Here is a 26,357-nt window from a genome sequence, read left to right on the forward strand (position 1 = left end):
TTTCTCTGCATCTCTAATACAAGTGTAAAAGCCGAGAGAAACCCCTTCATGCCAACATCCCTGAAGAAAAAACCATCTGGCGTCAGTAAGGTAAGCAAGATTAAGGATTGTCGCCGCTGGGGGGGCTAGGGTATTATGGCGCGCTATTATTCTGGCAGGCTGTTTTGCTGTTTAAGGATAGTGCCGGTAAAGGGTGAATGGCCCTAGTATGTTAATCATGATCTGATTCGTTACGCAGATTCAAAATTCTCCTTGTAGTACCGCTACCTGATATGGCCAAAGAACAAACGGACCGCACGACTCTGGATCTGTTCGCAGATGAACGTCGTCCGGGTCGCCCAAAAACCAACCCGTTATCCCGGGATGAACAGCTAAGAATTAACAAACGCAACCAACTGCGCCGCGATAAAGTGAAAGGACTGCGTCGTGTCGAGCTGAAAATTAACGAAGAAGCGGTTGAAATGCTGAATCGTCTGGCTCAGGAACAAAATATTAGCCGCAGTGAATTGATTGAACAAATTTTGCTCGATCAAATTTTAAAATCTTAACGCCGCCAGCACACAATGACGACAAATCAATGCGGTTGAAAGTGCTATAGTGCGTAAAGTACGTACTGGTCTTTTTCAAGAATCTAGTTTAATTATTTGATATAAAAGGTATAAACGCGACATGGCAATCGTAGGCATTTTCTTTGGCAGCGACACGGGCAACACGGAAAACATCGCTAAGATGATCCAAAAGCAACTCGGAAAAGACGTTGCTGAAGTTCATGACATTGCCAAAAGCAGCAAAGAAGACATCGAAGCATTCGACATTCTTCTGCTTGGCATCCCAACGTGGTATTACGGTGAAGCCCAGTGTGACTGGGACGACTTCTTCCCCTCACTGGAAGAGATCGACTTCAACGGAAAACTGGTTGCTCTGTTTGGCTGCGGCGACCAAGAAGATTATGCAGAGTACTTCTGCGACGCGATGGGGACTATCCGCGATCTGATCGAACCTCGTGGGGCAACTATCGTAGGCCACTGGCCAACAGCGGGCTATCATTTCGAAGCGTCTAAAGCACTGGTTGATGATAAAACCTTCGTCGGTTTGGCTATCGATGAAGACCGTCAACCTGAACTGACCGCAGCTCGCGTTGATGCGTGGGTAAAACAGATTTCTGATGAAATGAGCCTGTCTGAGATTACTGGCTAAAATGAAATTGTGCCCGCAGACCATGAAAGTCTGCGGGTATTTCAGCGATTGGTGAAAGCAGTTTGCAACATTTATGTAACTCATTTTTCCCGCTATGACGCCCACAGTCAGCAGAGTCACATATTTGTCAGTGTGTTACGTTTTATTTCCACCGTGTAATTACGCCCAAGTTGTTAACACGCCGCGGTTCCCATTTACCGCTATCAGCTTTATAATGAATCTCAATTATATTTTCAGTTCGGTGACAATTAAGGCAACGCTGGCAGCAAATGCAGTCTATCCTAAACGTCTCCGAGCCAAGTAACGGGACAGAATCCGAATGACAGATAACAATACTGCTTTAAAGAAGGCTGGACTTAAAGTCACGCTTCCGCGTCTTAAGATTCTGGAAGTTCTGCAAGATCCAACTTGCCACCACGTCAGCGCAGAAGACCTGTATAAGAAGCTGATCGATATGGGTGAAGAAATCGGTCTGGCAACCGTGTACCGTGTCTTAAACCAGTTTGACGACGCGGGTATTGTTACTCGCCACAATTTCGAAGGCGGCAAATCTGTATTCGAACTGACTCAGCAACATCATCATGATCACCTGATCTGCTTGGATTGTGGCAAAGTGATTGAGTTTAGCGACGATTCCATCGAGAAGCGTCAGCATGAAATTGCTAAAAAATATGGTATTCAGCTCACTAACCACAGCCTGTACCTGTATGGTCACTGCTCGGAAGGTGATTGCCGTGAAGATGAGACGCTGCACGACAGCAAAGCGTAAACCTGTATTTTCAGCAGCATAAAGCGACCTTAGGGTCGCTTTTTTATTGCCTAAAATTTGCAGCAGTGACGCTGTAGCCAAAGGTTGCAAACAAAAGTGACAGGCGAAAAAAAGCCCCTCAGGCAAGGGGCGAAACAACTCACAGCTCAACGTGTTATCAGGTTTATCCGACCCAATGATTAAAACGCAGTGATAAAACCATTTTATTCCGTGTTCCCTCCCCTATGCAGAGCAGGGAACACTTTCCTACAGATTAAGCCTGCACGGGTTCTGCACGGCTGTAACGCTTGCCATCTGGGCTAACTGAGCGAATCTGAACATCACCGGAAACCGTTGGCTGAGCTTTCGCGTCGTAACGCTGCCACTGTTTGCCACCATCTACAGAATATTCAATCCCTATCCCCGGCAGAGCGACGTTCGCTTCCAGTTTACCGCCAACAACTTTGGCACCAGGCACCGGTAGACGATAGCCAATACCGGCTTTGTCCATCTTAGCGAGTTCACGCTGCCCCATCAGGTTGGCGAAGCGCTGCCAGTCGCTGAGCAGAGACTTCTTATCAACCAGATTAGTTTCTCCGCCCTTGTATTCACGACCCGCTTTGTAATCCTGTTCCCAACCAGCGCGATGCCATGAACGCTCTGCGACAGTCATTACACGAGGATAGATTTTGTATTCCATCATTTCGTCAGTGCGTGTGGTTTCACTCCACAGCTGAGCCGAAAGACCATACACTCCCGGCCATGGCTTATCGCTCTTGGCAGTAAAGAATGCGCCGTCGCGGTCTACAGAGGTTTCCGCATTCTGTGGCATGTTATTTGGCGCGAAGCTGAAGATTTTGCGTTCGTCATTAAAGCGAGTTCCCCAGTAGTAGCCGTTTTCCTGCGGATTCACTTCATATGGGAAGTCCATATAGACGTAGTCTGGGTTAGAGACGGTAACTTCATAGCCCTTGTTCGCCCAATCGTTGACGGTGTCGAAGCCGCCCCAATACAGAGTATCCCAGAAGTTGACGCCCACACGCTTGGTCGCAAACGCTTTGGAGTCTTTAGCGTCTTTCAGACCATCCTGCCACGCCTGCATTTTTTCAATACCGTGCTTATTGACGATCTGGCTAACTTCGATCGCAAAGTGACTTGGTAAGTGTTCCATGTCTTCGACTTTGCCGCTCTTAATCAGCGTCTGACAAACCTGAGACTGAGCCCAAGGCTTATCTTCTTTGCTCTGATCGATAATGCCTTTACCTGGCTCAATTTTGCCATTCTTATCCTGATAGCCTGGCCCTAAGCGGATATTTTTCGCTTCATCACCGCCAAAGTGCCACGTCGTCAGCGGTTGGCCCGCTTCTTTATGCATCTGAGCAATCTCGCCGATCACTTTGTCGACAAAGCGCTTAGATGAATCCAAACAAGGGTTCAAATAGCTCTTGCGATCGTAGAACTGCACAGAGGTCGTGTTTGAGGTATCCGTTGGGTCAACCAAACGGAATTCGTTGGCACCCTTCTCATCCCCAGCGGCTTTCAGTTTGTCATAGCGCGCTTCCATAGAAACCACCGCTGCACGGGCATGTGCAGGCATATCGATTTCTGGAATCACTTCAATCTGGCGAGCCTGAGCGTATTTAACAATATCAATATACTCATCGCGGGTCAGATGCCCTGTACCGTTGTTGTTCGCATCTGGACCAGAGCCAAGCTGCGGCAGCAGACACTCTTTTTCGCTCAGATCGTGACAACGTTTAGAGCCTACGTCGATCAGTTCTGGCAGGCCAGGGATCTCAATACGCCAACCTTCATCGTCTGTCAGATGGAAGTGGAATTTATTCATTTTATAAGCCGCCATCTGGTCTAACAGACGGTGTACTGCTTCTTTGGAATGGAAGTTACGCCCGATATCTAAGAAGATGCCGCGGTATTGGAAACGAGGAGCATCTTTCGCATCTAAGGTTGCAATCTTCATGCTACCGTCACTCGGTACCAGAGAAAGGATGGACTGCAGGCCATAGAATACACCTGCCTGATCGTAACCAATCACTTCGGTACCCTTAGGCCCGATTTTCAGCTCATAAGCACCAGGCACGGCCAAGTCACCTTTGAATGATTTCGCGGCAATGGTGGTTTTGATGGGGTAACCGTTGGCATTATCCTTCACCCCCAACAGAGCAAAACGCTGCTGAGCGGCTTCCGCAGTGGCTTTGTTTAGCACGGTAAGATCCAATGCTACGCCCTTGCTCAAATCCACATCCTGCTGATGAATTTTCACTTCCATCGGCGTTGGCATAATTTGGCCACGCAGGCTTTGGGCTGGCAACTGCTTAACATCGGCGTTTTTGTCGAAACGGGTTTCTGGCACCATCAGGACGTTTTTGTCGTCCTTGGTACGCTTCCACAAATCACCAACAAATGGTGTTACAAACTGACGCAAATCTTCAGTATCAGTGCTCGCAATCACTTTTGGTTTGGCGTCTTGGGAAGTCACATACCAACGCGGCATGACATCACTTTCAAACAACTGCCAATATTCGCCAATCAGTGGGATCTCAACAGCTTGCCCCGCGGTGAAGCCTTTGAATTTGTCTGTTGGTTCGATCTTATGCAAGTCACCCGTTACAAAGGTAATCTTGAACTGATCGTTTTTCACATCAAGCACTTGGCGCGGGTTATGGAAATAAATCGCCCAATCTTTTGCTTTGATATCGCTGTCGCTGGTTAAAGTGATGACGGACTGGTTACACGCAGCCCAGTCCGCGCCGAGTGCAGCACAGTCAACGCCGTTCTCTGCCGCGCGATTGTCTGTCACTTTCACGTTAACTTTTAGCTGACTCAGTTGATCAACGACGTTCTGATCGGCCTGACTTACCGTAGAGAAACCGAGCATGCCCAGTGCGGATACTGCAACAGCCAACGTGCTTAACTTAAATTTACTCATCGTAAAAGCCTCATCCTGAATCAGTTATTGTTGTTGCGAATTTCTTGCCAAACTTTGCCACAGGCCTGCTGGTAGTTGTCGCCAGCGCCGGTTTTGGCCGCCTGAATACAGTTCTGGTAATCGAATACGCGTACGCTTTCCTTTTCGGCAAATGCCTGATGCTGTTTACTTTGCTTCAATACATTGAGGACTGACTGGCAAGCGTCCACTTTGTCTGGGTTACCTTCAGCCGTGTTAATACAGTTGCTATAGGCCTGTTTGAGCTTGAGATCTTCTTGCGGCGCAGTGGACTGCTGCACACAACCGCTCAGTCCCACGACTGCAGCAATAACCAATAGAGTTTTTTTCATATTTATATCCCGTCAAAGTGACTCTGCATGTGGAGTTAAACGTGCAGAGTCTCAGGCTTAGAAGATGGTGAACGGTGCAATGACGATGAACTTAACGTCGCGTTCATCCTGGAACATGTTGCCGTAACCACCGCCCCAGCTCGGGTTGTCGGAGTGGTTGTCGTACTGAGTGAAGTGCAGTTTGAACAGAGTGCCTTTAGCGCGACCATCCTGAATGGTGTACATCGCATCCAAGCTGTAAGCGCTCTCTTTCACACGCTGACTCTGATCGTATTGAGGATTCGTGCTCGGCTTTGCATCCCATGCGTAAACATAAGAGCCACCCACCGCAAAGCCCGGCATATCCCACTTACTGAGGTCATACATCACGCCGCCGAAAATGGCTTTCTCGCCGTTGGCGTTGAAGTCGGAGCGATTATCCCACCAGATATCCAAACGTCCGTTAGAAGAGGCATAGGTTGGGGTCATACGCTGTAAGAAGTAGCCCTGATTACCTTCCGCTTTCACATAGGTTCCCTCTAAGCGGAAATCGAACTGCCCCACTTTGTAACCTAAGGTCAACGCCTGCAGCCATGCCGTGCCGTCGTAGATATCGTTCACGCCACCGTCATGCACACGATCTCGGGTACCATAGAACTGATAGCTGGTCGTCATCGGATTGCCCGCTACGTCAAACTTGTAGGAACCTTTGGCGAAATACTGATCGATATATCCTTCAGCCTGTCCAAACGCTGCTTCTAATATAAAATCATTTTTAAAGTCATACTTGGCGCCTAAAGAATGCAAATAAGAAACGCCGGTCTTTTTGTCGTTCTGGTAGAAACCATCCACTTCGGTGTGCCACGGCGCTTTATATTTATCCGTCCACATGTAGGAGAAGCTCAACGCCCCTGCATCACCGTAGTCAAAGTTGGCCCCCGCTTCAGCGCCTTGATAGGTACCTGGCATAAAGCTCCAGTGTGGCGCTAATAGCGTTTGGCCCGTTGGCTGAATGTAACCAGCGCGTGCCCAAACTGGACCGTATTTAAATTTAGCCGCCGCTTTGTAAAGGCTAATGCCACTTTTATCGCCGGAGTAGTCTTCGTCGTAGCCTTTGTTTTTCGAGGAGAATGCAATTTCGTTGGGGTGTCCGCTATCGTGGTTCTCAGCCATTTCAATCGCGGTGAATGCGGCAATATCAATACCGAACATATCTGCGGCATACCCTGACGAGAAGTCGAGGTTTGCGTTCCACGTTGAGTGGTTCAGGTTGGTTTCATAGTTGCCCGTAGTGACGTCTTTACGGTCACGCTCACGCTGCCAGTAATAGATACCGCCCGTTAGCGTTGAATCATCAATAAAACCTTCAGCTTTGGCTTCTGGCATAGCATAAAAACCACTGCCTAATAACACCCCTGTTATGGCAAGCGTCAGAGCATTGCGCCTCACACGATGCGTAACCATAGAATAATTCCTCTTTGACTTGAAAAACGCGACCTTCGACGTTCACCGGCCTAGGACGCAAAACCCCTAAAATGGGAAAAAGTTAATTCGTAGTGGAGTAAATAACCCAATTGCTCACCTACCTTCTTAGACTATTTTTCGCGACGCGAATTATCAAATGAAAAGTAAAACAATTGTGTCAATTCTTGACCGAGTGCACATATTTTAATGTTTTGTTACATGTGACACATTTCATGTCTAGGTCACGTAAAATCCCCTTTTAAAACAGCATTATATTTGTAATACCATTGTAAGTATCAGGGAATTTACTTATAAAACAAAAGGAGAGAGAGGTGAGTAGCATTTAGTATCATCGGGGAATTAGATCTAATTAATTCGCGAAACGAATATTTCAGCAATATTTATGCTCGACGAGAAATAACATCAGTAAACTATTTTTTTTACATTTATGACCTAATTTGAAAATACCGATACAGCACTTTGCTACTGATAGGCATAAAAAAAGCCACTCGCAGCATTGCGAGTGGCTTCACAGAATCAACAAATTTACGATAACGCTATCTGAACATTATACGCCAGCTTTTGCCCACGTATCGCGCAGACCCACGGTGCGGTTAAACACCAAATGGTCAGGCTTCGAGTAGCGACAATCGGCACAGAAGTAGCCTTCTCGCTCAAACTGATAAGTCACGTCTGAAGTTGCCTCCCCCAGACTTGGCTCAACAAAACCGCTGCGAATCACCAAAGATTCAGGGTTGATGGTAGACAAGAAGTCTTCCGCTGCGCCTGGGTTAGCCACGCTGAACAAACGATCGTACAGATGGAATTCAGCCGGTACTGCATGACTTGCAGAAACCCAGTGAATAACGCCTTTCACCTTACGACCATCAGCAGGATCTTTGCTTAAGGTATCTGGGTCATAGGTACAGTAAATGGTGGTAATTTCACCCTCTGCATCTTTCTCAACGCGTTCTGCTTTAATCACATAGGCGTTACGCAGACGCACTTCTTTACCCAACACCAAACGCTTGTACTGTTTGTTGGCTTCTTCGCGGAAGTCAGCACGATCGATGTAGATCTCGCTGCTAAATGGCACTTCGCGCTTACCCATTTCAGGCTTGTTCGGATGATTTGGCATCGCGATCATTTCTACGCTATCCGCAGGCATATTCTCGATGACAACTTTCACCGGATCCAGCACAGCCATGGCTCGCGGCGCAATTTCGTTCAGATCGTCACGAATACACGATTCCAGCGCAGCCATTTCTACGTTGTTGTCTTGCTTAGTCACGCCGATACGCTGGCAGAATTCGCGGATAGAGGCTGCCGTATAGCCACGGCGACGTAGGCCGGAAATCGTTGGCATACGAGGATCATCCCAGCCTTCTACGATCTTCTCTGTTACCAACTGGTTCAGCTTACGCTTCGACATGATGGCATACTCGAGATTCAGACGAGAAAACTCGTACTGACGCGGATGCGTTGGGATAGTGATGTTATCTAATACCCAATCGTACAAACGGCGGTTGTCTTGGAACTCCAGAGTACACAGTGAATGTGTAATCCCTTCCAAGGCATCAGAAATGCAGTGAGTAAAATCGTACATCGGGTAGATGCACCATTTGTTGCCCGTCTGGTGATGTTCAGCAAACTTGATACGATACAAAACCGGATCGCGCATAACAATGAACGGAGAAGCCATGTCGATCTTGGCGCGCAGGCACGCTGTGCCCTCGGCAAACTCGCCGTTACGCATTTTTTCGAACAAAGCCAGATTCTCTTCAACGCTGCGGTCACGGTACGGGCTATTTTTACCCGGAGACGTCAAGGTGCCGCGGTATTCACGGATCTGCTCAGGAGTCAGCTCATCAACATAAGCCAAGCCCTTAGTAATCAATTCTATCGCGTACTGGTGCAGTTGATCGAAGTAGTCGGAGGAATAACGCACTGCGCCACTCCACTCGAAACCTAGCCACTGTACGTCGCGTTTAATTGACTCAACGTATTCAATGTCTTCTTTCACCGGGTTGGTGTCATCAAAGCGCAGGTTACACTGACCTTGATAATCTTTGGCGATGCCAAAGTTCAGGCAAATGGATTTGGCGTGGCCAATGTGCAGGTAGCCATTTGGCTCCGGCGGAAAACGGGTATGAACTGAATTATGTTTACCGGATGCCAGATCTTCATCGATGATCTGACGGATAAAGTTACTTGGGCGGGCTTCAGCCTCACTCATTTTCTATTCCTCTATGCCTAAAAACGCGACTCATAACCAATAATGATCTTACAACCTGTGGCGGGAAACAACCGTTTGTTGCCATTATCACGGCGTTTTTTCTGTGGTTATCTCGAAAGTATGCCAAAAGGTTGTCGATCTACTACTCACCACTCTATATCAGCACGCGCCAAAAACAAAAAAACGGAGAGGGTTTCCCCCTCTCCGTTTACTCACTTGGAAATGATGTATTAACGAGTCAGTTATTTCGCAGTGATATCGTACAGCTTGGTTTCACCGGCCACCACATGACCCGCTGCCAGCGCTTTCAGTCCACCGAAATCATCGATATTGCTGACGACAACCGGACTAATCATGGAGCGTGCATTAGCATTCAAGTAGTCCAAATCCATTTCAAGAATTGGCTGACCTGCTTTCACCTCTGCGCCCTCTTCAACCAGACGTTTAAAGCCTTGGCCATTCAGAGAAACGGTGTCGATGCCCATATGAACCACAACTTCCGCACCTTCATCCGTTTCCAGACAGAATGCATGGTTAGTGTTGAAGATTTTTACGATCGTGCCGCGCGCTGGGGACACAACGAATTTATCCGTTGGACGAACCGCAACGCCGTCACCGACTGCTTTGCTTGCGAAAGCTTCATCAGGAACCTGATCCAGCGCCACGACTTCACCGGTAATTGGAGAAACCAGAGTTGCCTTCACCACGGCTGCAGCGTTTGGTGTTGCCTGTGCTTTGGCTTCAGTCGCTGCTGGCGCAGCATGTGCTGTTGCCGCTTCAACCGGGCCCGCAGCCATCACGCCACGCATTGCTGTTGCAATGGCTTCTGCGCGAGTCCCCACGATGACCTGAACACTCTGCTTATTCAGACGAATAACACCGGATGCCCCCAAACGTTTTGCCAGACTGTCATTAACAATCGCAGAGTCTTTCACGGTCAGACGCAGACGAGTGATACACGCATCAATACCCGTGATATTGGCAGAACCGCCTACCGCAGCAATGTAGTTACGCGCCAGATTAGCCGTTTCGTTACCACCTTTCGCATTGTCCAGATCCAGATCGTAGCCATCAGCGCTTTCATCAGCATCAGTTGCCAGTTCACGGCCAGGAGTCAGCAGGTTAAATTTGGTGATAGTGAAGCGGAATACCACGTAGTAAATCACGAAGAACACGAGACCCTGAGGGATCAACATGTACCAGTGAGTTGCCAGCGGGTTACGTGAGGACAGAACCATATCCACCAGCCCCGCGCTGAAGCCGAAGCCGGCAATCCAGTGCATAGATGCTGCGATGAATACAGAGATACCGGTCAGTAATGCATGGATAACATACAGAACTGGAGCAACGAACATGAAGGAGAATTCCAACGGCTCGGTGATACCCGTAAAGAAGGCTGCGAATGCCGCGGCCATCATGATACCTGCCACTTTTGCTTTGTTTTCTGGACGAGCACAGTGGTAAATCGCCAGTGCCGCACCAGGTAAACCAAACATCATGATTGGGAAGAAACCTGCCTGATAACGACCAGTGATACCCACGACGGCTTTACCCGCTTCGATAGACTGTGCGCCACCCAGGAAGTTAGGAATATCGTTAATACCTGCAACGTCAAACCAGAACACAGAGTTCAGAGCATGATGCAGGCCAACAGGGATTAATAGACGGTTAAAGAACGCATAGATACCCGCGCCCACTGAGCCCATTTTCTGAATGTGTTCACCGAAGTTCACCAATCCGTCAAAAATTAACGGCCAGATGTACATCAGGATGAATGCAACCAGAATCATCACGAAGGAAGTTAGGATCGGAACCAGACGGCGGCCACTGAAGAAAGACAGCGCCTTCGGGAGTTCCACACCGCTGAAACGGTTGTACAGTTCAGCAGAGATAATACCAACCAGAATACCAACGAACTGGTTGTTAATCTTACCGAATGCAGCAGGAACCTGATCCGCAGGGATCTTCTGAATCATGGCGACCGCGGCTGGAGAACACAGCGTGGTTAATACCAAGAAGCCTACAAAGCCGGTTAATGCGGCCGCACCATCTTTATCTTTAGACATACCGTATGCGACACCGATCGCAAACAGTACAGACATGTTATCGATAATGGCAGAGCCCGACTTGATGAAGAAGGCGGCTAACGCGTTATCGCCCCCCCAACCTACCGGGTCAATCCAGTAACCGACACCCATCAGTATTGCGGCAGCCGGTAGCGTAGCTACCGGTACCATCAGCGCACGGCCGACTTTTTGCAAATAACCTAAAATACTCACCATTTCCCCCTATTGGACCCGTCAATGCTCGAATTGGCACTACTCATGGTCTCGTCGTAACTCACTTAATTATTAAGTTGACAGTATGGACTACATTCTGGAGTGTAAAAAAATTATTTTTCTCCGCAAATTAAAACCTCTGGTTTTGTGATAAATATCACCAAAGGAGGCTCTAAATATGCCTAATTGCTAGCCATCCTACAAAACTTATTTTATCATTCGAAAAATCAAAGCGGCGTTAGGTCACACAGAAGTGGTTAAGATGCATTACGCTTTATAAGAGCGATGTGGACCCCCGTTTTTAATATAGATTTATATTAGCTAAAGGTGCCCTATGAGACTGATCCCACTGAGTAATGCTGCAGACGTAGGTTTATGGTCTGCTCGTCATATTGTTAACCGCATCAATGCGTTTAAACCAACGGCTGAACGTCCATTTGTGCTCGGCTTGCCGACTGGCGGTACACCGCTACAAACCTACAAACGCCTAATCGAACTCCACAAAGCAGGCGAAGTTAGCTTTAAAAACGTTGTGACGTTCAACATGGACGAGTACATCGGACTGCCGGAAGAGCATCCGGAAAGCTACCATAGCTTCATGTATAATAATTTTTTCAATCACGTAGATATCCCACGTGAAAACATTAACTTACTTAACGGCAACGCGCCTGACGTAGACACTGAATGCCGCCGCTATGAAGAGAAGATTAAGTCCTACGGCAAAATCAATCTGTTTATGGGCGGTGTAGGCAACGACGGTCATATTGCATTTAACGAGCCGGCCTCATCGTTGGCTTCTCGCACCCGTATCAAAACGCTGACAGAAGAAACGCGCATCGCTAACTCTCGATTCTTTGATGGCGACATGACTAAAGTGCCAAAATACGCATTAACCGTGGGTGTTGGTACGCTGCTTGATGCCGAAGAAGTGATGATTCTGGTCACCGGTCACACCAAAGCTCAGTCGCTGCAAGCCGCCGTTGAAGGCAGTGTTAACCATATGTGGACCATCAGTGCCCTACAGCTTCATCCAAAATCAGTCATCGTATGTGATGAACCTTCCACGATGGAACTGAAGGTTAAAACCGTTAAGTACTTCCGCGAATTAGAAGCGGAAAATATGAAGAATTTATAATTTTCAACCTGTAACCAGGGGGATGTGATGTACGCTCTGACCCATTGTCGGATTTATACCGGCCACGATATTCTCGACGACCATGCAGTAATGATCGCCAATGGCTTAATTAAACAGATCTGTCCTGTCGCTGAGCTTCCGTCAGGCATCGAAACTCACGATCTGGGCGGAGCAATCCTTGCTCCTGGTTTCATCGATCTGCAGCTTAATGGCTGTGGTGGCGTCCAGTTTAATGATTCTGCCGAAGCGGTTTCTGAAGAAACGCTGGAAATCATGCAGCATGCCAATGAAAAATCAGGCTGTACTAGCTATTTACCAACGCTAATCACCTGTGCCGATGACTTAATGAAGCACGGTATCGACGTGATGCGCAGCTATCTGGCTAAACACCAGAACCAAGCGCTGGGTCTGCATATCGAAGGCCCTTATATCAGCTTGGAAAAGAAAGGCACCCATAATCCCAAATTCATCCGTAAGCCCGATCATGACATGATTGATTTCATGTGTGAGCATGCCGATGCGATCGCTAAAGTGACCATGGCACCGGAAGTCGCCACGCCGGAGTCTATCAAACAGCTTAAAGCTGCGGGTATCGTGGTGTCTGCAGGCCACTCTAATGCGACTTATGAAGAAGGCCGCAAAGGTTTTGCCGCAGGCATGAGCTTCGCCACGCACCTGTATAATGCCATGCCAGTCATTGCTGGCCGTGCACCAGGGCTAATGGGCGCTATTTTTGATACCCCTGAAGTTTACGCAGGGATCATTGCCGACGGCCATCATGTTGCCTGGCCAAGCATCCGTCTGGCTAAACGTCTGAAAGGCGAGCACCTCGTGTTGGTCACTGATGCCACAGCTCCCGCAGGAGCGAATATCGATCACTTCATTTTTGCCGGAAAAACAGTATATTACCGCAATGGTTTAGTGGTTGATGAAAATGGCACGCTGAGTGGCTCAGCGCTCACCATGATCGAAGCGGTACAGAACAGCGTGGAACACGTGGGAATCGCGCTCGATGAAGCCTTGCGGATGGCTACGCTTTACCCTGCTCGCGCGGTTGGCGTTGATACACAACTGGGCAGTATCGAAGAGGGGAAAGTCGCTAACCTGACGGCCTTCACTTCAGATTACCGTGTGATCAAAACCATTGTGAACGGTGAAACTGTTTACGAAAACAAATAATAGAGAGAACGTACTTCAGTCTGCGCGCTCTCTTTTATAACTTGATATCTATTTTTAATCGCGGGTAATAAATTGATGACCACAGGCGGGCAAGGACAAATCGGTAATGTAGATCTGGTCAAACAGCTTAACAGTGCAGCTGTTTATCGTTTGATTGACCTGCAAGGCCCTATTTCGCGCATTCAAATTGCCGAAGTGAGCCAGCTTGCCCCTGCCAGCGTCACCAAAATTACCCGCCAACTGCTAGAACGCGGGCTGATAAAAGAAGTCGATCAGCAAGCGTCTACCGGTGGCCGCCGTGCCATTTCCATTGTTACCGAAACCCGCCTTTTCAACACTATCGCTATCCGCTTAGGGCGCCATGACGCCACCATCACCCTATATGATATGAGCGGAAAGGCATTGGCGGAAGAACATTATCCGTTACCTGAACGCACTCAGGAAACAGTGGAAAACGCACTGCTGAATAACATCGATCAGTTCATGCTGGCCTATCAGCGCAAAATTCGTGAGCTGATTGCTATCGCCGTGATCCTCCCTGGTCTAGTCGATCCCCAACACGGTATCGTGCGCTACATGCCCCATATTGCCGTTAACGATTGGCAATTGGTTAGCGTGCTGGAAGACCGATTTAACGTGACAAGTTTTGTCGGCCACGATATCCGTAGCCTTGCCTTAGCCGAACACTATTTTGGGGCAACACGCGACTGCGAAGACTCAATGTTAGTACGCTTACACCGCGGCACCGGTGCGGGCATTATCGTGAATGAAAAAATCTTCCTTGGTAGCAAAGGCAACGTTGGTGAGATTGGGCATATCCAAATCGATCCGCTGGGCAAGCGCTGCCACTGCGGTAATTTCGGCTGTTTAGAAACCGTGGCAGCCAATGCTGCGATAGAACAACGTGTGCGCCATTTATTAGAGCAAGGCTATCCAAGCAAGCTCACACTAGACGATTGCTCTATCAGCGCTATCTGCAAAGCGGCAAACAAAGGCGACGCACTGGCAACAGAAGTCATTGAGCTGGTTGGACGCTACTTAGGTCGAGCTATCTCCATTGCTATCAATATGTTCAACCCACAAAAAGTCGTGATTGCCGGTGAGATTATTGAAGCCGAGAAAACGCTACTGCCTGCGATTCAAAGCTGTATCAATACGCAGGTGTTGAAGAATTTCCGCCAAAATCTGCCCGTCGTGACCTCAGAGCTTGATCATCGCTCAGCCATTGGTGCCTTTGCGCTGGTAAAACGCGCTATGCTTAACGGCGTGCTGCTGCAGCGATTGCTGGAAGGGCAACATCCGCACTAATCCTCTGCTTATGTAAAACCGGATCAGCATTAGTTGTATTCGTCCCCCAATACATCTTCTGCTAGGCGCATATTTAAGCGCAGTTTACTGCGCTCCCAGAGGTCGTCATCACTGACGCGAGTAAGCTCATCAGAATTGCTGACAGGCGTGGTACAATTTACCCCCGAAATAATTGGGGCGGCATGCAGTCGGCAAGTTTGTGAGTCACTAGGCGCAGAGGTAACGATGTTACTAGAGTGAACAAACGCAGCCAACGCGCACACTGCTTCAAATATGACGGGTATCTGTCTGTCAATCTAATGAGTAATAACCCTATGACAATTAAAAGTATTATTTGTGACATCGATGGCGTTTTGATGCACGACAACACTCCAGTTCCGGGGGCTGATAAATTTTTAGCGCGTATTCAGGAACGAGACATTCCTCTGGTTATTCTAACCAACTATCCATCTCAAACCGCACAGGATTTAGCTAATCGCTTTTCCGCTGCGGGTCTTGAAGTCCCTGAAAGTGCCTTTTATACCTCGGCGATGGCAACCGCTGATTTTCTAAAGCGTCAGGAAGGGAAAAAAGCCTATGTCATCGGCGAGGGGGCGCTTATCCACGAACTGTATAAAGCCGGCTTTACTATTACCGACATCAACCCTGATTTCGTTATCGTGGGGGAAACCCGTTCTTATAACTGGGAGATGATCCATAAAGCTTCTTACTTTGTGGTTAACGGCGCGCGTTTTATTGCCACCAACCCTGACACACACGGCCGTGGTTTCTATCCTGCCTGTGGCGCGCTGTGCGCACCTATCGAATTAATTTCAGGCCGCAAGCCTTTCTATGTAGGTAAACCTAGCCCGTGGATTATTCGTGCCGCACTCAACAAAATGCAGGCCCATTCAGAAAGTACCGTTATTATCGGTGATAACTTGAATACGGATATTCTGGCGGGCTTCCAAGCCGGTTTGGAAACCATTCTCGTGTTATCTGGCGTGTCTACGTTAAATGACGTCGATAATATGCCTTTCCGCCCGAATTACATTTATCCCTCTGTTGCGGATATCGACATCATCTAATTCCCCCGCCAATAGCGTCTGAGTACTTCGCTTCATAGCCAGCAGGCGCTATTGGCTGAAATTTTATTTTTCCGCATTTTTCTCCTTCGCCTCCCTGCTGCAAAAAATTAGCGATTCATCAATTAAATCGCGCGCAAAATGAATATCCGCTAATTTTTATGCGGGTGGCACAAACTATTTCTCACCATTAAGTTAAACCACTTGCATTATGTTCAGGTTTTGACGCAATTTGTTATGCATAGCAGCGGTAACATAAACCAAAAACCATTTACCGCCTAAAACTGACCCACAACGTCACAACTCGACAATGCAGTATGGGAGAAATCTATGTGTTCTATCTTTGGTGTGCTTGATTTAAAAACCGATCCTGTTGAGCTGCGTAAAAAAGCGCTCGAACTGTCACGCTTAATGCGTCACCGTGGCCCAGATTGGTCTGGCGTTTATGCGTCTGATAACGCGATTCTGGCGCATGAGCGTCTGTCTATCGTTGACGTCAACAACGGCGCTCAGCCGTTATACAATGCCGCGCACACCCATGTTTTAGCCGTGAATGGTGAAATTTATAACCATCAGGCACTGCGTCAACGCTTTGAAGGGCGCTATGAGTTCCAGACCGCCTCCGACTGCGAAGTGATTTTGGCACTGTATGAAGAGAAAGGCGCAGCGTTTCTGGATGAGTTGCAGGGAATGTTTGCTTTTATCCTGTATGACGCTGACAAAAACAGCTATCTGATTGGCCGCGATCACCTAGGGATTATCCCGCTGTATATGGGATATGACGAACACGGTAACTTCTACGTGGCTTCTGAAATGAAGGCGCTGGTGCCCGTTTGCCGCACGATTAAAGAATTCCCCGCCGGTAGCTATATGTCGAGCGATGATGGTGAGATTCATAGCTACTATCAACGTGACTGGTTTGAGTTCGACAATGTCAAAGATAACGTCACTGACGCAGCGCAGCTAAAAGAAGCGCTGGAAGATTCAGTAAAAAGTCATTTGATGTCTGATGTACCTTACGGCGTATTGCTGTCCGGCGGGTTAGACTCCTCGGTCATTTCAGCCATCACTAAAAAATTTGCCGCCCGCCGAGTGGAAGATGATGAGCGCAGTGAAGCCTGGTGGCCACAGTTGCACTCCTTTGCTGTCGGTTTAGAAGGCTCTCCCGATTTAAAAGCAGCCCAAGAGGTCGCGAACCATTTAGGCACGGTGCATCATGAAATTCATTTCACCGTACAAGAAGGCTTAGATGCTATTCGCGATGTGATTTATCACATTGAAACCTATGATGTGACCACCATTCGTGCGTCTACGCCGATGTATCTGATGGCGCGTAAAATTAAAGCCATGGGCATCAAAATGGTGCTTTCCGGTGAAGGTGCCGACGAAGTATTCGGGGGATACCTCTATTTCCATAAAGCGCCGAATGCTAAAGAGTTCCATGAAGAAACGGTGCGTAAGCTGCTCGCTCTGCATATGTATGACTGCGCTCGCGCCAACAAAGCGATGTCAGCCTGGGGGGTAGAAGCACGTGTGCCGTTCTTGGATAAAAAATTCCTTGATGTGGCGATGCGTCTTAACCCGAAAGATAAAATGTGTGGTAACGGCAAAATGGAGAAATACATTCTGCGCGAATGTTTTGAATCCTATCTGCCTGCCAGCGTCGCGTGGCGTCAAAAAGAACAGTTCTCGGATGGCGTAGGTTATAGCTGGATCGATACCTTAAAAGAAACTGCGAATCAGCAGATTAGCGATCAAATGTTGGCAAATGCGCATTTCCGCTTCCCTTACAACACGCCAAACTCAAAAGAAGGCTATTTGTATCGCGAAATTTTTGAAGAATTATTCCCAGTGCCAAGCGCAGCGGAGTGTGTACCCGGCGGGCCATCGGTTGCTTGCTCCTCGGCAAAAGCTATCGAATGGGACGAATCTTTCAAAAAAATGGACGACCCATCGGGTCGTGCGGTAGGCGTACATCAATCTGCTTATCAAAAATAACATTTTAACTAAACGGCGAACTTTTATAGTTCGCCGTTTTTTTTACCACTAACGCTGTTTTAGCCCATTAATAAGCCTAATTTTTGTTGATTTTCTCACCGAGCTGTATAATCCCCGCGCAAACGTGCTTCAGATGCCCTTTTCCGATAAAAAAGGGGTTGACGCAACTTTCTCATATACGCATAATGCGCCCCGCAACGCCGATGAAGGTTGGCGATAAATAGATGGCTACGTAGCTCAGTTGGTTAGAGCACATCACTCATAATGATGGGGTCACAGGTTCGAATCCCGTCGTAGCCACCATCTATTTTGAACACCTTCGATTAAATGAGCGGGAGTGGCGAAATTGGTAGACGCACTAGATTTAGGTTCTAGCGCCGCAAGGTGTACGAGTTCAAGTCTCGTCTCCCGCACCATTTAAACGACTCGGTTTTGCAGCGGATGGGGTATCGCCAAGCGGTAAGGCACTGGGTTTTGATCCCAGCATTCCCAGGTTCGAATCCTGGTACCCCAGCCATCCTTTTCCTCGGAAATCCACGAAAAGGTTTGCTGAATTCTATACCCGATTGGGGTATCGCCAAGCGGTAAGGCACTGGGTTTTGATCCCAGCATTCCCAGGTTCGAATCCTGGTACCCCAGCCATAGAATTGGCTAATAGAATCAAGCAACACAGAAATTCCTTGAGTTGGCTACGTAGCTCAGTTGGTTAGAGCACATCACTCATAATGATGGGGTCACAGGTTCGAATCCCGTCGTAGCCACCATTTGGGGTATCGCCAAGCGGTAAGGCACCGGATTCTGATTCCGGCATTCCGAGGTTCGAATCCTCGTACCCCAGCCAATTCCATAAGTCTGTCTTCTTAACAGGTTTACGCATCGTAAGATGCCGCGTTAGAGATTACTCACGCACCCAAGGTTTTAAACGAACATTTGGGGTATCGCCAAGCGGTAAGGCACCGGATTCTGATTCCGGCATTCCGAGGTTCGAATCCTCGTACCCCAGCCAAAGAAAGAAAAAGCTCGCTTATCGCGGGCTTTTTTTTCGTCTTTAATTTGATGTCGATGACGTTTCCCCTCCTCTTCACCAAGGAGGGGTTTGCACACTATAAACCTAATGCATATTTCAGCGCCCGTTTCTTCAGTTCACCGGAACGCTCAGCGGCCATCAGACCGAAGTTTCTTATAAGCTGTAGCGGTTTCAATTCATTGCTGAACGCAGCATAAAAAACATCCATGCCTGCCTGCATTAATAAATTGTCCGGACGACGACGACGCTGATAACGCTTGAGGATCTCCTCGCTGTGCCAAATCTCGCCCTGCTGACGCGCTTTAATTACGACATCCAGCAACGCATCCACATCACGATAGCCAAGATTAACGCCCTGCCCCGCCAGCGGGTTAATGGTGTGTGCAGCGTCACCTAACAGCGCCAGCCCTTCTTGCACATAGCGGTTAGCGTGACGTCGCACCAGCGGGAAAGATCCGGCCGCGATAGCCGTGACATTGCCTAAACGCTCAGGAAACGTATGCTTGATCTCTTGCGTGAGCTGCGTCATGGGCAGTGCCATCAATTGACGAATTCGAGCAGGGCTGTCATACCACACCAAAGATGCCCAATTTTCCCACAGCGGTAAAAACGCACGCGGTCCCTGTGGCGTAAATTGCTGCCAAGTGACGTCTAATGGGTCATCTTGCGTTTGAACAGAGATCAGCATGCATGATTGGCGATATTGCCAACCACGCACACCAATGCCGGCTAATGAACGTACCTGTGAGTTAGCCCCGTCCGCACCGATAACCAGTTTGGCTTCGATTTGGCTGCCGTCATTCAAGCTAACACCCCAACCGTCGTTTAACCGCGTTAGTATTTTTAGTTCAGCCGGAACATTGAGCGTAATATTGGGCATCTGCTCCAAGTGCTGCCAAAGTGCGAGCTGCAATACCTCATTTTCCAACATGTGGCCTAGTTCAGGTATCCCCAGATCTTTAGCGCTGAAACTAACGCGAGAAGCATCCCACTCCCAAGTTTCCAAACCACGATAGGCTGCACTACGCATTTGGCGCACATCTTTCCAAACGCCTAAGCTGTCTAACAACGCCACCGAAGAGGCACTGATAGCCGAAATTCGTAAATCTGGCGGCTGTGACGGGTCAAACGGCCGTGGGCGACGATTCTCTACTACCGTGACTGAAAAACCAGCCTGTGCCAATCCTAGCGCCGTAGCGGCACCGACCATGCCGCCACCAATTACCACCACATCACTTTTTTGCTCGGCCATCGCTGTCTCCCATCAATTAATGCTCCTAGTGTACCGGATTTTACCTCTGACTCAGCCTATCCCCGAAATAATTGGCGTTGCTCAAGATATTATGGGTACATAAAGCGTGAGGTGATAGGGTAGTCACGGCTAATGGCAAAGATTACAATAGCCGACCTGCGTATGGGCTTGTTCCGACACCTCTACCTTTGATTATCTAAAACGGGGTCACCCGATATTCATTCTGTTTTAGATACCAGTGCCGGTCTGTCCGAAATCCACCTGCATATAGCAATGGCAATTCGATGACACAAAAACTGCATATTAAAACCTGGGGCTGTCAGATGAATGAGTATGACTCATCTAAGATGGCTGATTTACTGGGCAGCACGCACGGTTTCGAACTGACTGACAATGCCGAAGAGGCAGATGTCTTGCTGCTTAATACCTGCTCAATTCGCGAAAAAGCACAAGAGAAGGTCTTCCACCAGCTCGGTCGCTGGAAGCTGCTGAAAGAAGCCAACCCGAACGTCATTATCGGCGTCGGCGGCTGCGTTGCCTCACAGGAAGGTAAACTGCTGCGCCAACGTGCCCACTATGTGGATATCGTTTTTGGCCCACAAACACTGCACCGTCTACCGGAAATGATTAACAAGGTACGGGGCAGCAAAAGCCCTGTTGTTGACGTTAGTTTCCCTGAAATTGAAAAATTTGACCGCCTGCCAGAGCCGCGCGCTGAAGGCCCTAGCGCCTTTGTTTCGATCATGGAAGGCTGTAATAAATACTGCACCTACTGCGTTGTGCCTTATACTCGCGGTGAAGAAGTCAGCCGCCCTGCCGACGACGTGCTGTTTGAAATCGCTCAGCTAGCGGCTCAAGGCGTACGTGAAGTCAATCTGCTCGGACAAAACGTGAATGCCTACCGCGGCCCCTCTTTCGACGGCGATATTTGTACGTTTGCCGAACTGCTGCGCTTGGTTGCCGCGATTGACGGCATTGATCGCATTCGTTTTACCACCAGCCATCCCATCGAATTCACCGACGATATTATCGCCGTTTATGAAGATACACCTGAGCTGGTGAGCTTCCTGCACCTTCCGGTGCAAAGCGGCTCCGACCGCATACTCAATTTGATGAAGCGCACTCACACAGTGCTCGAATATAAGTCCATCATCCGTAAGCTGCGTAAGGCACGACCTGATATTCTTATCAGTTCTGATTTTATTATTGGCTTCCCTGGTGAAACGCAGGAGGATTTCGAGCAAACCATGAAACTGATTGCCGAAGTCAATTTCGATGTGAGCTACAGCTTTGTATTCTCACCGCGTCCAGGCACTCCTGCAGCCGATATGGCTGATGACGTACCAGAAGAAGAGAAAAAGCAGCGTCTGTATATTCTGCAAGATCGCATCAACCAGCAAGCTCAGAGCTACAGTCGTAAAATGGTGGGCACCGTACAGCGTATTTTAGTTGAAGGCATTTCACGTAAAAACGTAATGGAAATGTCAGGCCGTACTGAAAACAATCGCGTGGTGAACTTTGAAGGCTCACCGGAATTGGTTGGAACCTTTGTCGATGTAGAAATCACAGAAGTGAGAACTAACTCACTGCGTGGCGTATTAGTTCGTACCGAAGATCAAATGGATCTGCGTGTGCACGAATCCCCGGAGTCGGTCATTGCGCGAACCCGAAAAGAGGATGCTCTGGGGGTAGGAAGCTATCAGCCTTAGTTCTTGATACGCAAAATTAAGCACCGTGCGTCGGTAATGCGAGCTGTTGACAAGATCGAGATACACGGGTTTACCGCAGGGTGGGGCGCTCCGGCAGCTAAAGCTGCTACGACCCCATCCCTACGATTCCCCTAAAATCAGACGTCAGAAACGCTCATTATCGTTCTACGGTGCTTTTTTATTATTCACCGTTGAAATAACGCGCATCCTCCCCCATTGAATAATGAGAAATTGCGAAGCGTATTGACAATTCTGGTCACAATGGCCCGCAGATGAAGAATAATAGCGTTATGCCATGTATCATTTACGCTATTAGTTATAGGGTATTCAGCTCAGAGGAATAGTTTGAACATTATCACTGAAGAACTTGCATTAGAACCGGCAGATAATCAGCGACTAAACAGCCTGTGTGGCCCGTTTGATGACAATATTAAGCAACTCCAGCGCCGTTTAGGCATAGAAATCAGTCATCGTGATAACCACTTTAAGCTGGTGGGTAAGTCGGCCTGTGTCAGCGCGGCAAAAGATATCCTGCGTCATCTGTATGTTGATACTGCGCCGATGCGTGGACATATCCCTGATATCATCCCTGAACAAGTCCATTTGGCAATCAAAGAAAGTGGTGTATTGGAACAGGTTACAGACCATGTTCCTGAATATGGCAAAGCGGTCAATATCAAGACCAAACGCGGCGTTATCAAGCCTCGCACCCCTAATCAGGCACAGTACATTGCTAACGTGCTCGATCATGACATCACCTTTGGCGTAGGTCCTGCCGGTACAGGTAAAACATATTTGGCCGTTGCCGCTGCCGTGGATGCATTAGAGCGCCAAGAAATTCGCCGTATTTTGCTAACCCGCCCCGCGGTTGAAGCCGGTGAAAAACTCGGGTTTCTTCCGGGCGATCTGAGCCAAAAAGTCGATCCATACCTGCGCCCGTTATACGATGCGTTGTTTGAAATGCTGGGCTTTGAACGCGTTGAAAAGCTGATGGAGCGTAACGTTATCGAAGTTGCGCCGCTGGCCTACATGCGCGGACGAACATTGAATGATGCGTTTATTATTCTGGATGAAAGCCAGAACACCACCATCGAGCAGATGAAAATGTTCCTGACCCGTATCGGTTTTAACTCAAAAGCGGTTATTACCGGTGACGTGACCCAGATTGACCTGCCACGTGCGCAAAAATCAGGGCTTCGCCATGCCATTGAAGTGCTTTCTTCCGTTGAAGAGATCAGCTTCAACTTCCTAACCAGCGAAGACGTGGTACGCCACCCTGTCGTTGCACAGGTGGTTATGGCCTATGAAGCATGGGAAATCGCCGAGCAGAAACGTAAAGATGAGCAGGCTGAACAGCGCAAGCGTGAAGCTCAGACATCAGCCTCAGGGCAAGAAACACACTAAGCTGGATGTATTATGAGCAACAAAATATGAGCAATGTAATATTAGATCTGCAAATCGCCTGCGAGAATACTGAGGGGCTGCCCGCCGAAGCTGATTTCCGTTTATGGCTGGAAGCCGTGCTGCCAAAGTTTCAGGAAGAGGCAGAGGTCACCATCCGCTTGGTCGATGAAGCTGAGAGTCATGAACTGAATATGACCTATCGTGGTAAGGATAAACCGACCAACGTGTTATCCTTCCCGTTCGAAGCGCCTCCGGGCATTGAGCTTCCTCTGCTGGGTGATATGATTATCTGTCGACAGGTTGTTGAAGCGGAAGCAAAAGAGCAAGAAATTACCCTGCTCTCGCATTGGGCACATATGGTTGTCCACGGCAGTCTGCATCTGCTAGGGTATGACCACATCATCGATGAAGAAGCAGAAGAAATGGAGGCTTTAGAAGCTGAAATCATGCAGGAACTCGGGTATCCCGATCCTTATGCAGCTGAAAAAGAATCCGACTAAATGATTACAGTGACCACGTAAAATGCGCGGTCACTATTGTTATATCCTGATATGACTTTAAACATGCAGGATATATTGACCATTAATTATAGGTAACCACACACTAACGCCATGAGCGACGACCATTCACAAAACAACGATAGCCCCAGTCCCAAAAAGGGCTTTTTCTCTCTGATTCTCAACCAACTATTTCACGGTGAACCGAAAAACCGTGGAGATTTAGTTGAACTGATCCGTGATTCCGAACAAAACGACCTGATCGATCCCGATACCCGTGACATGCTGGAAGGCGTGATGGATATTGCCGAGCAACGCGTTCGTGACATCATGATCCCACGCAGCCAAATGGTCACCTTGAAACGTAATCAGACGCTTGAAGAGTGTCTGGACGTGATTGTTGATTCTGCGCACTCTCGTTTCCCAGTGATTAGCGAAGATAAAGATCACATCGAAGGGATTTTGATGGCTAAGGATCTGCTGCCGTTTATGCGCAGTGATTCCGAACCCTTCAGCATCGATAGAGTGCTGCGCGCTGCGGTCGTTGTCCCAGAGAGCAAACGTGTTGACCGTATGCTCAAAGAGTTCCGCTCACAGCGGTATCATATGGCGATCGTCATCGATGAATTTGGCGGCGTCTCCGGCTTGGTCACCATCGAGGATATTCTCGAGCTGATCGTAGGGGAAATCGATGATGAATATGATGAAGTTGAAGATCGCGACGTACGCCAGATCAGCCGTCATATGTACACCGTGCGTGCGCTGACTCAGATTGAAGACTTTAACGAAGCCTTTGGTACCCACTTCAGCGATGAAGAAGTGGACACCGTGGGGGGGTTGGTGATGCAGGCGTTTGGTCATTTACCGGCTCGTGGCGAAACCATTGACATCGATGGTTACCAATTCAAAGTAGCCATGGCCGATAGTCGACGCATTATACAGGTTCATGTCAAAATCCCGGATGAGTCCCCTCAACCGAAATTGGATCTGGAAGATTAATAACAACATGTGTTCATTACTTCAACGCCAGTGGGTTCGCGCCTTACTGGCGCTCATATTGGGTGCCGCTGGCACCCTTTCGTTCTCCCCCTACGATATCTGGCCCGCAGCGCTAATTTCGCTGATTGGCCTACTTGCCGTTACCCTTAATCGCACAACTAAGCAGGCCGTTGGATTGGGCTTCCTATGGGGAATGGGATTATTTGGCACCGGAATCAACTGGGTTTACGTCAGTATCGAACAGTTTGGTGGAATGCCAACGCCGGTCAGCATGTCTCTGGTAGTACTGCTAGCCGCCTATCTTGCGTTGTATCCAATGCTATTTGCTGGTTTGCTTAACCGATTTTGGCCCACCACCAACGTTTGGCGTTTAGCCATTGCGGCACCTGCGCTGTGGCAGCTTACCGAGTTCCTGCGCGGCTGGGTTTTAACTGGCTTTCCATGGTTGCAGTTTGGCTATAGCCAAATCAACGGTCCGCTGAAAGGACTGGCTCCTATTGCCGGTGTCGATACCATTACCTATCTACTGATGATCATCAGTGGATTGTTTGTACTTGCCCTATCGCTGCGCAAAATAGCGCCAGCCATTGTCGCTCTCGCGTTGTTACTGCTCCCTTGGCCGCTGCGTGGCATTCAGTGGTATCAGAACCAGACCGATAAGGCCGTTAATGTCGCGATGGTTCAGGGCAACATTGAGCAATCAATGAAGTGGGATCCGAACGCGCTCATCACGACGTTACAGGCTTATCTCGACGAATCTCGCCCTTACTTGGGCAAGGCTCCAATTATTATTTGGCCTGAGTCTGCTATTCCAGACACTGAGAAAAATCAGAATCAATTCCTGACAATGCTCGATACCCTTTTCCGCTCGCACCACAGCAGCCTGATCACCGGCATTGTTGATGAGCGAATGACCCATTATGGCCCGACTTATTACAACACCGTAATCGTCTTGGGGGAAAAAGAGCCTTATGTATATCCGAGCAAAAACCGTTACAACAAGCACCATCTAGTACCGTTTGGCGAGTTTGTACCAATGGAAGATTTGCTTCGACCACTAGCGCCGTTCTTTAATCTACCGATGTCAGCTTTTAGCCGCGGTGATTACATCCAGCCACAGCTTAGCGTTCAGGGTTATAAACTCACTGCGGCGATTTGCTATGAAATCGTGCTGGGTGAACAGGTGCGAGCTAATTTCCGTGCTGATACCAACTTCTTGCTCACCGTGTCTAACGATGCTTGGTTTGGACACTCTATCGGCCCGTGGCAGCATTTCCAAATGGCTCGTATGCGTGCACTGGAGTTAGGGCGCCCACTGCTGCGTAGCACTAACAACGGTGTGACTGCTGCGGTAGATGCATCAGGTAATGTCATCGCTGAAATCCCACAGTTTGAACGTAAGGTCTTGGAAGTGAATGTCGCACCAACCACTGGCATCACGCCTTATGTTCTCTTTGGCTCCATTCCATTATGGATCATTACCTTTGCCATGGCGGGTGTTGCGCTGATTGCTGGACGTAAACGCCGTTAATCTCCGATTCTATAACGCTCATTCTCTCTGCCTCCCCTTTTCACTAGGGGAGCC

General features: G+C 48.5%; 19 protein-coding genes and 7 tRNA genes. 20 read left to right on the forward strand and 6 right to left on the reverse strand.

Features of this window, described 5'->3' with window-relative positions:
* Positions 1 to 272: 272 nt before the first annotated feature.
* The 3 genes from ybfE to fur all read left to right on the forward strand — a co-directional run bounded on the left by ybfE (position 273) and on the right by fur (position 1,966).
* Positions 273 to 548, forward strand: a complete 276-nt coding sequence (ybfE, locus tag M988_RS14130; protein WP_004096488.1) for a LexA regulated protein — start codon at positions 273 to 275, stop codon at positions 546 to 548.
* 121 nt (positions 549 to 669) lie between these two features.
* The gene (fldA, locus tag M988_RS14135) at positions 670 to 1,197 is read left to right on the forward strand and encodes a flavodoxin FldA (RefSeq protein WP_004096485.1); all 528 of its coding nucleotides are present in this window, start codon (positions 670 to 672) and stop codon (positions 1,195 to 1,197) included.
* A gap of 319 nt (positions 1,198 to 1,516) precedes the next feature.
* Entirely contained in the window at positions 1,517 to 1,966 is a 450-nt protein-coding gene (gene fur, locus M988_RS14140; RefSeq protein WP_008812759.1) for a ferric iron uptake transcriptional regulator, read from the forward strand.
* A gap of 253 nt (positions 1,967 to 2,219) precedes the next feature.
* On the opposite strand, the gene M988_RS14145 is transcribed toward fur, so the two are convergent.
* The 5 genes from M988_RS14145 to nagE form a co-directional block, all read right to left on the reverse strand.
* Entirely contained in the window at positions 2,220 to 4,892 is a 2,673-nt protein-coding gene (locus tag M988_RS14145; protein ID WP_064574636.1) for a beta-N-acetylhexosaminidase, read from the reverse strand.
* Positions 4,893 to 4,912: 20 nt separating this feature from the next.
* Entirely contained in the window at positions 4,913 to 5,242 is a 330-nt protein-coding gene (gene chiQ, locus M988_RS14150; RefSeq protein ID WP_008812757.1) for a ChiQ/YbfN family lipoprotein, read from the reverse strand.
* A 57-nt stretch (positions 5,243 to 5,299) separates the two neighbouring features.
* Complete coding sequence (chiP, locus tag M988_RS14155; RefSeq protein WP_064574638.1) at positions 5,300 to 6,685, reverse strand: chitoporin ChiP; 1,386 nt, start codon at positions 6,683 to 6,685, stop codon at positions 5,300 to 5,302.
* A 568-nt stretch (positions 6,686 to 7,253) separates the two neighbouring features.
* Positions 7,254 to 8,921 carry a glutamine--tRNA ligase gene (glnS, locus tag M988_RS14160; RefSeq protein WP_008812755.1) on the reverse strand — a complete coding sequence of 556 codons (1,668 nt, stop codon included), beginning with the start codon at positions 8,919 to 8,921 and terminating at the stop codon, positions 7,254 to 7,256.
* A 242-nt stretch (positions 8,922 to 9,163) separates the two neighbouring features.
* Positions 9,164 to 11,200: an N-acetylglucosamine-specific PTS transporter subunit IIBC gene (nagE, locus tag M988_RS14165; RefSeq protein WP_174705410.1), complete on the reverse strand. Its 2,037-nt coding sequence runs from the start codon at positions 11,198 to 11,200 to the stop codon at positions 9,164 to 9,166.
* Between the two features lie 334 nt (positions 11,201 to 11,534).
* On the opposite strand from nagE, the gene nagB reads away from it, so the two are divergent.
* The 12 genes from nagB (at position 11,535) to M988_RS14225 (ending at position 18,890) form a co-directional block, all read left to right on the forward strand.
* Positions 11,535 to 12,335 (forward strand): glucosamine-6-phosphate deaminase, encoded by an 801-nt coding sequence (gene nagB / locus M988_RS14170; protein ID WP_064574639.1) that lies wholly within the window; start codon positions 11,535 to 11,537, stop codon positions 12,333 to 12,335.
* Positions 12,336 to 12,362: 27 nt separating this feature from the next.
* Positions 12,363 to 13,514, forward strand: coding sequence for an N-acetylglucosamine-6-phosphate deacetylase (gene nagA / locus M988_RS14175; RefSeq protein ID WP_064574641.1), 1,152 nt, complete (start codon positions 12,363 to 12,365; stop codon positions 13,512 to 13,514).
* Positions 13,515 to 13,589: 75 nt separating this feature from the next.
* Entirely contained in the window at positions 13,590 to 14,822 is a 1,233-nt protein-coding gene (nagC, locus tag M988_RS14180; RefSeq protein WP_064574643.1) for a DNA-binding transcriptional regulator NagC, read from the forward strand.
* Between the two features lie 314 nt (positions 14,823 to 15,136).
* The gene (locus M988_RS14185) at positions 15,137 to 15,889 is read left to right on the forward strand and encodes an HAD-IIA family hydrolase (RefSeq protein ID WP_020303874.1); all 753 of its coding nucleotides are present in this window, start codon (positions 15,137 to 15,139) and stop codon (positions 15,887 to 15,889) included.
* A 327-nt stretch (positions 15,890 to 16,216) separates the two neighbouring features.
* Positions 16,217 to 17,884, forward strand: coding sequence for an asparagine synthase B (gene asnB, locus M988_RS14190; RefSeq protein ID WP_004096463.1), 1,668 nt, complete (start codon positions 16,217 to 16,219; stop codon positions 17,882 to 17,884).
* A gap of 226 nt (positions 17,885 to 18,110) precedes the next feature.
* Positions 18,111 to 18,187: transfer RNA gene (locus M988_RS14195), tRNA-Met, on the forward strand.
* A 28-nt stretch (positions 18,188 to 18,215) separates the two neighbouring features.
* Positions 18,216 to 18,300: transfer RNA gene (locus tag M988_RS14200), tRNA-Leu, on the forward strand.
* 26 nt (positions 18,301 to 18,326) lie between these two features.
* Positions 18,327 to 18,401 (forward strand) — tRNA-Gln (locus tag M988_RS14205).
* 50 nt (positions 18,402 to 18,451) lie between these two features.
* A tRNA-Gln gene (locus M988_RS14210) sits at positions 18,452 to 18,526 on the forward strand.
* A gap of 45 nt (positions 18,527 to 18,571) precedes the next feature.
* Positions 18,572 to 18,648 (forward strand) — tRNA-Met (locus M988_RS14215).
* 2 nt (positions 18,649 to 18,650) lie between these two features.
* Positions 18,651 to 18,725: transfer RNA gene (locus tag M988_RS14220), tRNA-Gln, on the forward strand.
* 90 nt (positions 18,726 to 18,815) lie between these two features.
* Positions 18,816 to 18,890 (forward strand) — tRNA-Gln (locus M988_RS14225).
* A gap of 97 nt (positions 18,891 to 18,987) precedes the next feature.
* On the opposite strand, the gene ubiF is transcribed toward M988_RS14225, so the two are convergent.
* Positions 18,988 to 20,163, reverse strand: a complete 1,176-nt coding sequence (gene ubiF / locus M988_RS14230) for a 3-demethoxyubiquinol 3-hydroxylase (RefSeq protein ID WP_064574645.1) — start codon at positions 20,161 to 20,163, stop codon at positions 18,988 to 18,990.
* Positions 20,164 to 20,447: 284 nt separating this feature from the next.
* Between ubiF and miaB the strand changes: the two genes are divergently transcribed.
* The 5 genes from miaB (at position 20,448) to lnt (ending at position 26,303) form a co-directional block, all read left to right on the forward strand.
* Entirely contained in the window at positions 20,448 to 21,872 is a 1,425-nt protein-coding gene (gene miaB / locus M988_RS14235; protein WP_004096460.1) for a tRNA (N6-isopentenyl adenosine(37)-C2)-methylthiotransferase MiaB, read from the forward strand.
* A gap of 345 nt (positions 21,873 to 22,217) precedes the next feature.
* Positions 22,218 to 23,276 (forward strand): PhoH family protein, encoded by a 1,059-nt coding sequence (locus tag M988_RS14240; RefSeq protein ID WP_008812747.1) that lies wholly within the window; start codon positions 22,218 to 22,220, stop codon positions 23,274 to 23,276.
* 26 nt (positions 23,277 to 23,302) lie between these two features.
* Positions 23,303 to 23,776, forward strand: coding sequence for an rRNA maturation RNase YbeY (gene ybeY / locus M988_RS14245; RefSeq protein WP_020303875.1), 474 nt, complete (start codon positions 23,303 to 23,305; stop codon positions 23,774 to 23,776).
* A 111-nt stretch (positions 23,777 to 23,887) separates the two neighbouring features.
* Positions 23,888 to 24,772 carry a CNNM family magnesium/cobalt transport protein CorC gene (corC, locus tag M988_RS14250; RefSeq protein WP_004096455.1) on the forward strand — a complete coding sequence of 295 codons (885 nt, stop codon included), beginning with the start codon at positions 23,888 to 23,890 and terminating at the stop codon, positions 24,770 to 24,772.
* Positions 24,773 to 24,779: 7 nt separating this feature from the next.
* Positions 24,780 to 26,303 carry an apolipoprotein N-acyltransferase gene (gene lnt / locus M988_RS14255; RefSeq protein ID WP_061060287.1) on the forward strand — a complete coding sequence of 508 codons (1,524 nt, stop codon included), beginning with the start codon at positions 24,780 to 24,782 and terminating at the stop codon, positions 26,301 to 26,303.
* Positions 26,304 to 26,357 lie beyond the last annotated feature (54 nt).

This window comes from Hafnia paralvei ATCC 29927 (genome assembly GCF_001655005.1).
Lineage (GTDB): Bacteria > Pseudomonadota > Gammaproteobacteria > Enterobacterales > Enterobacteriaceae > Hafnia > Hafnia paralvei.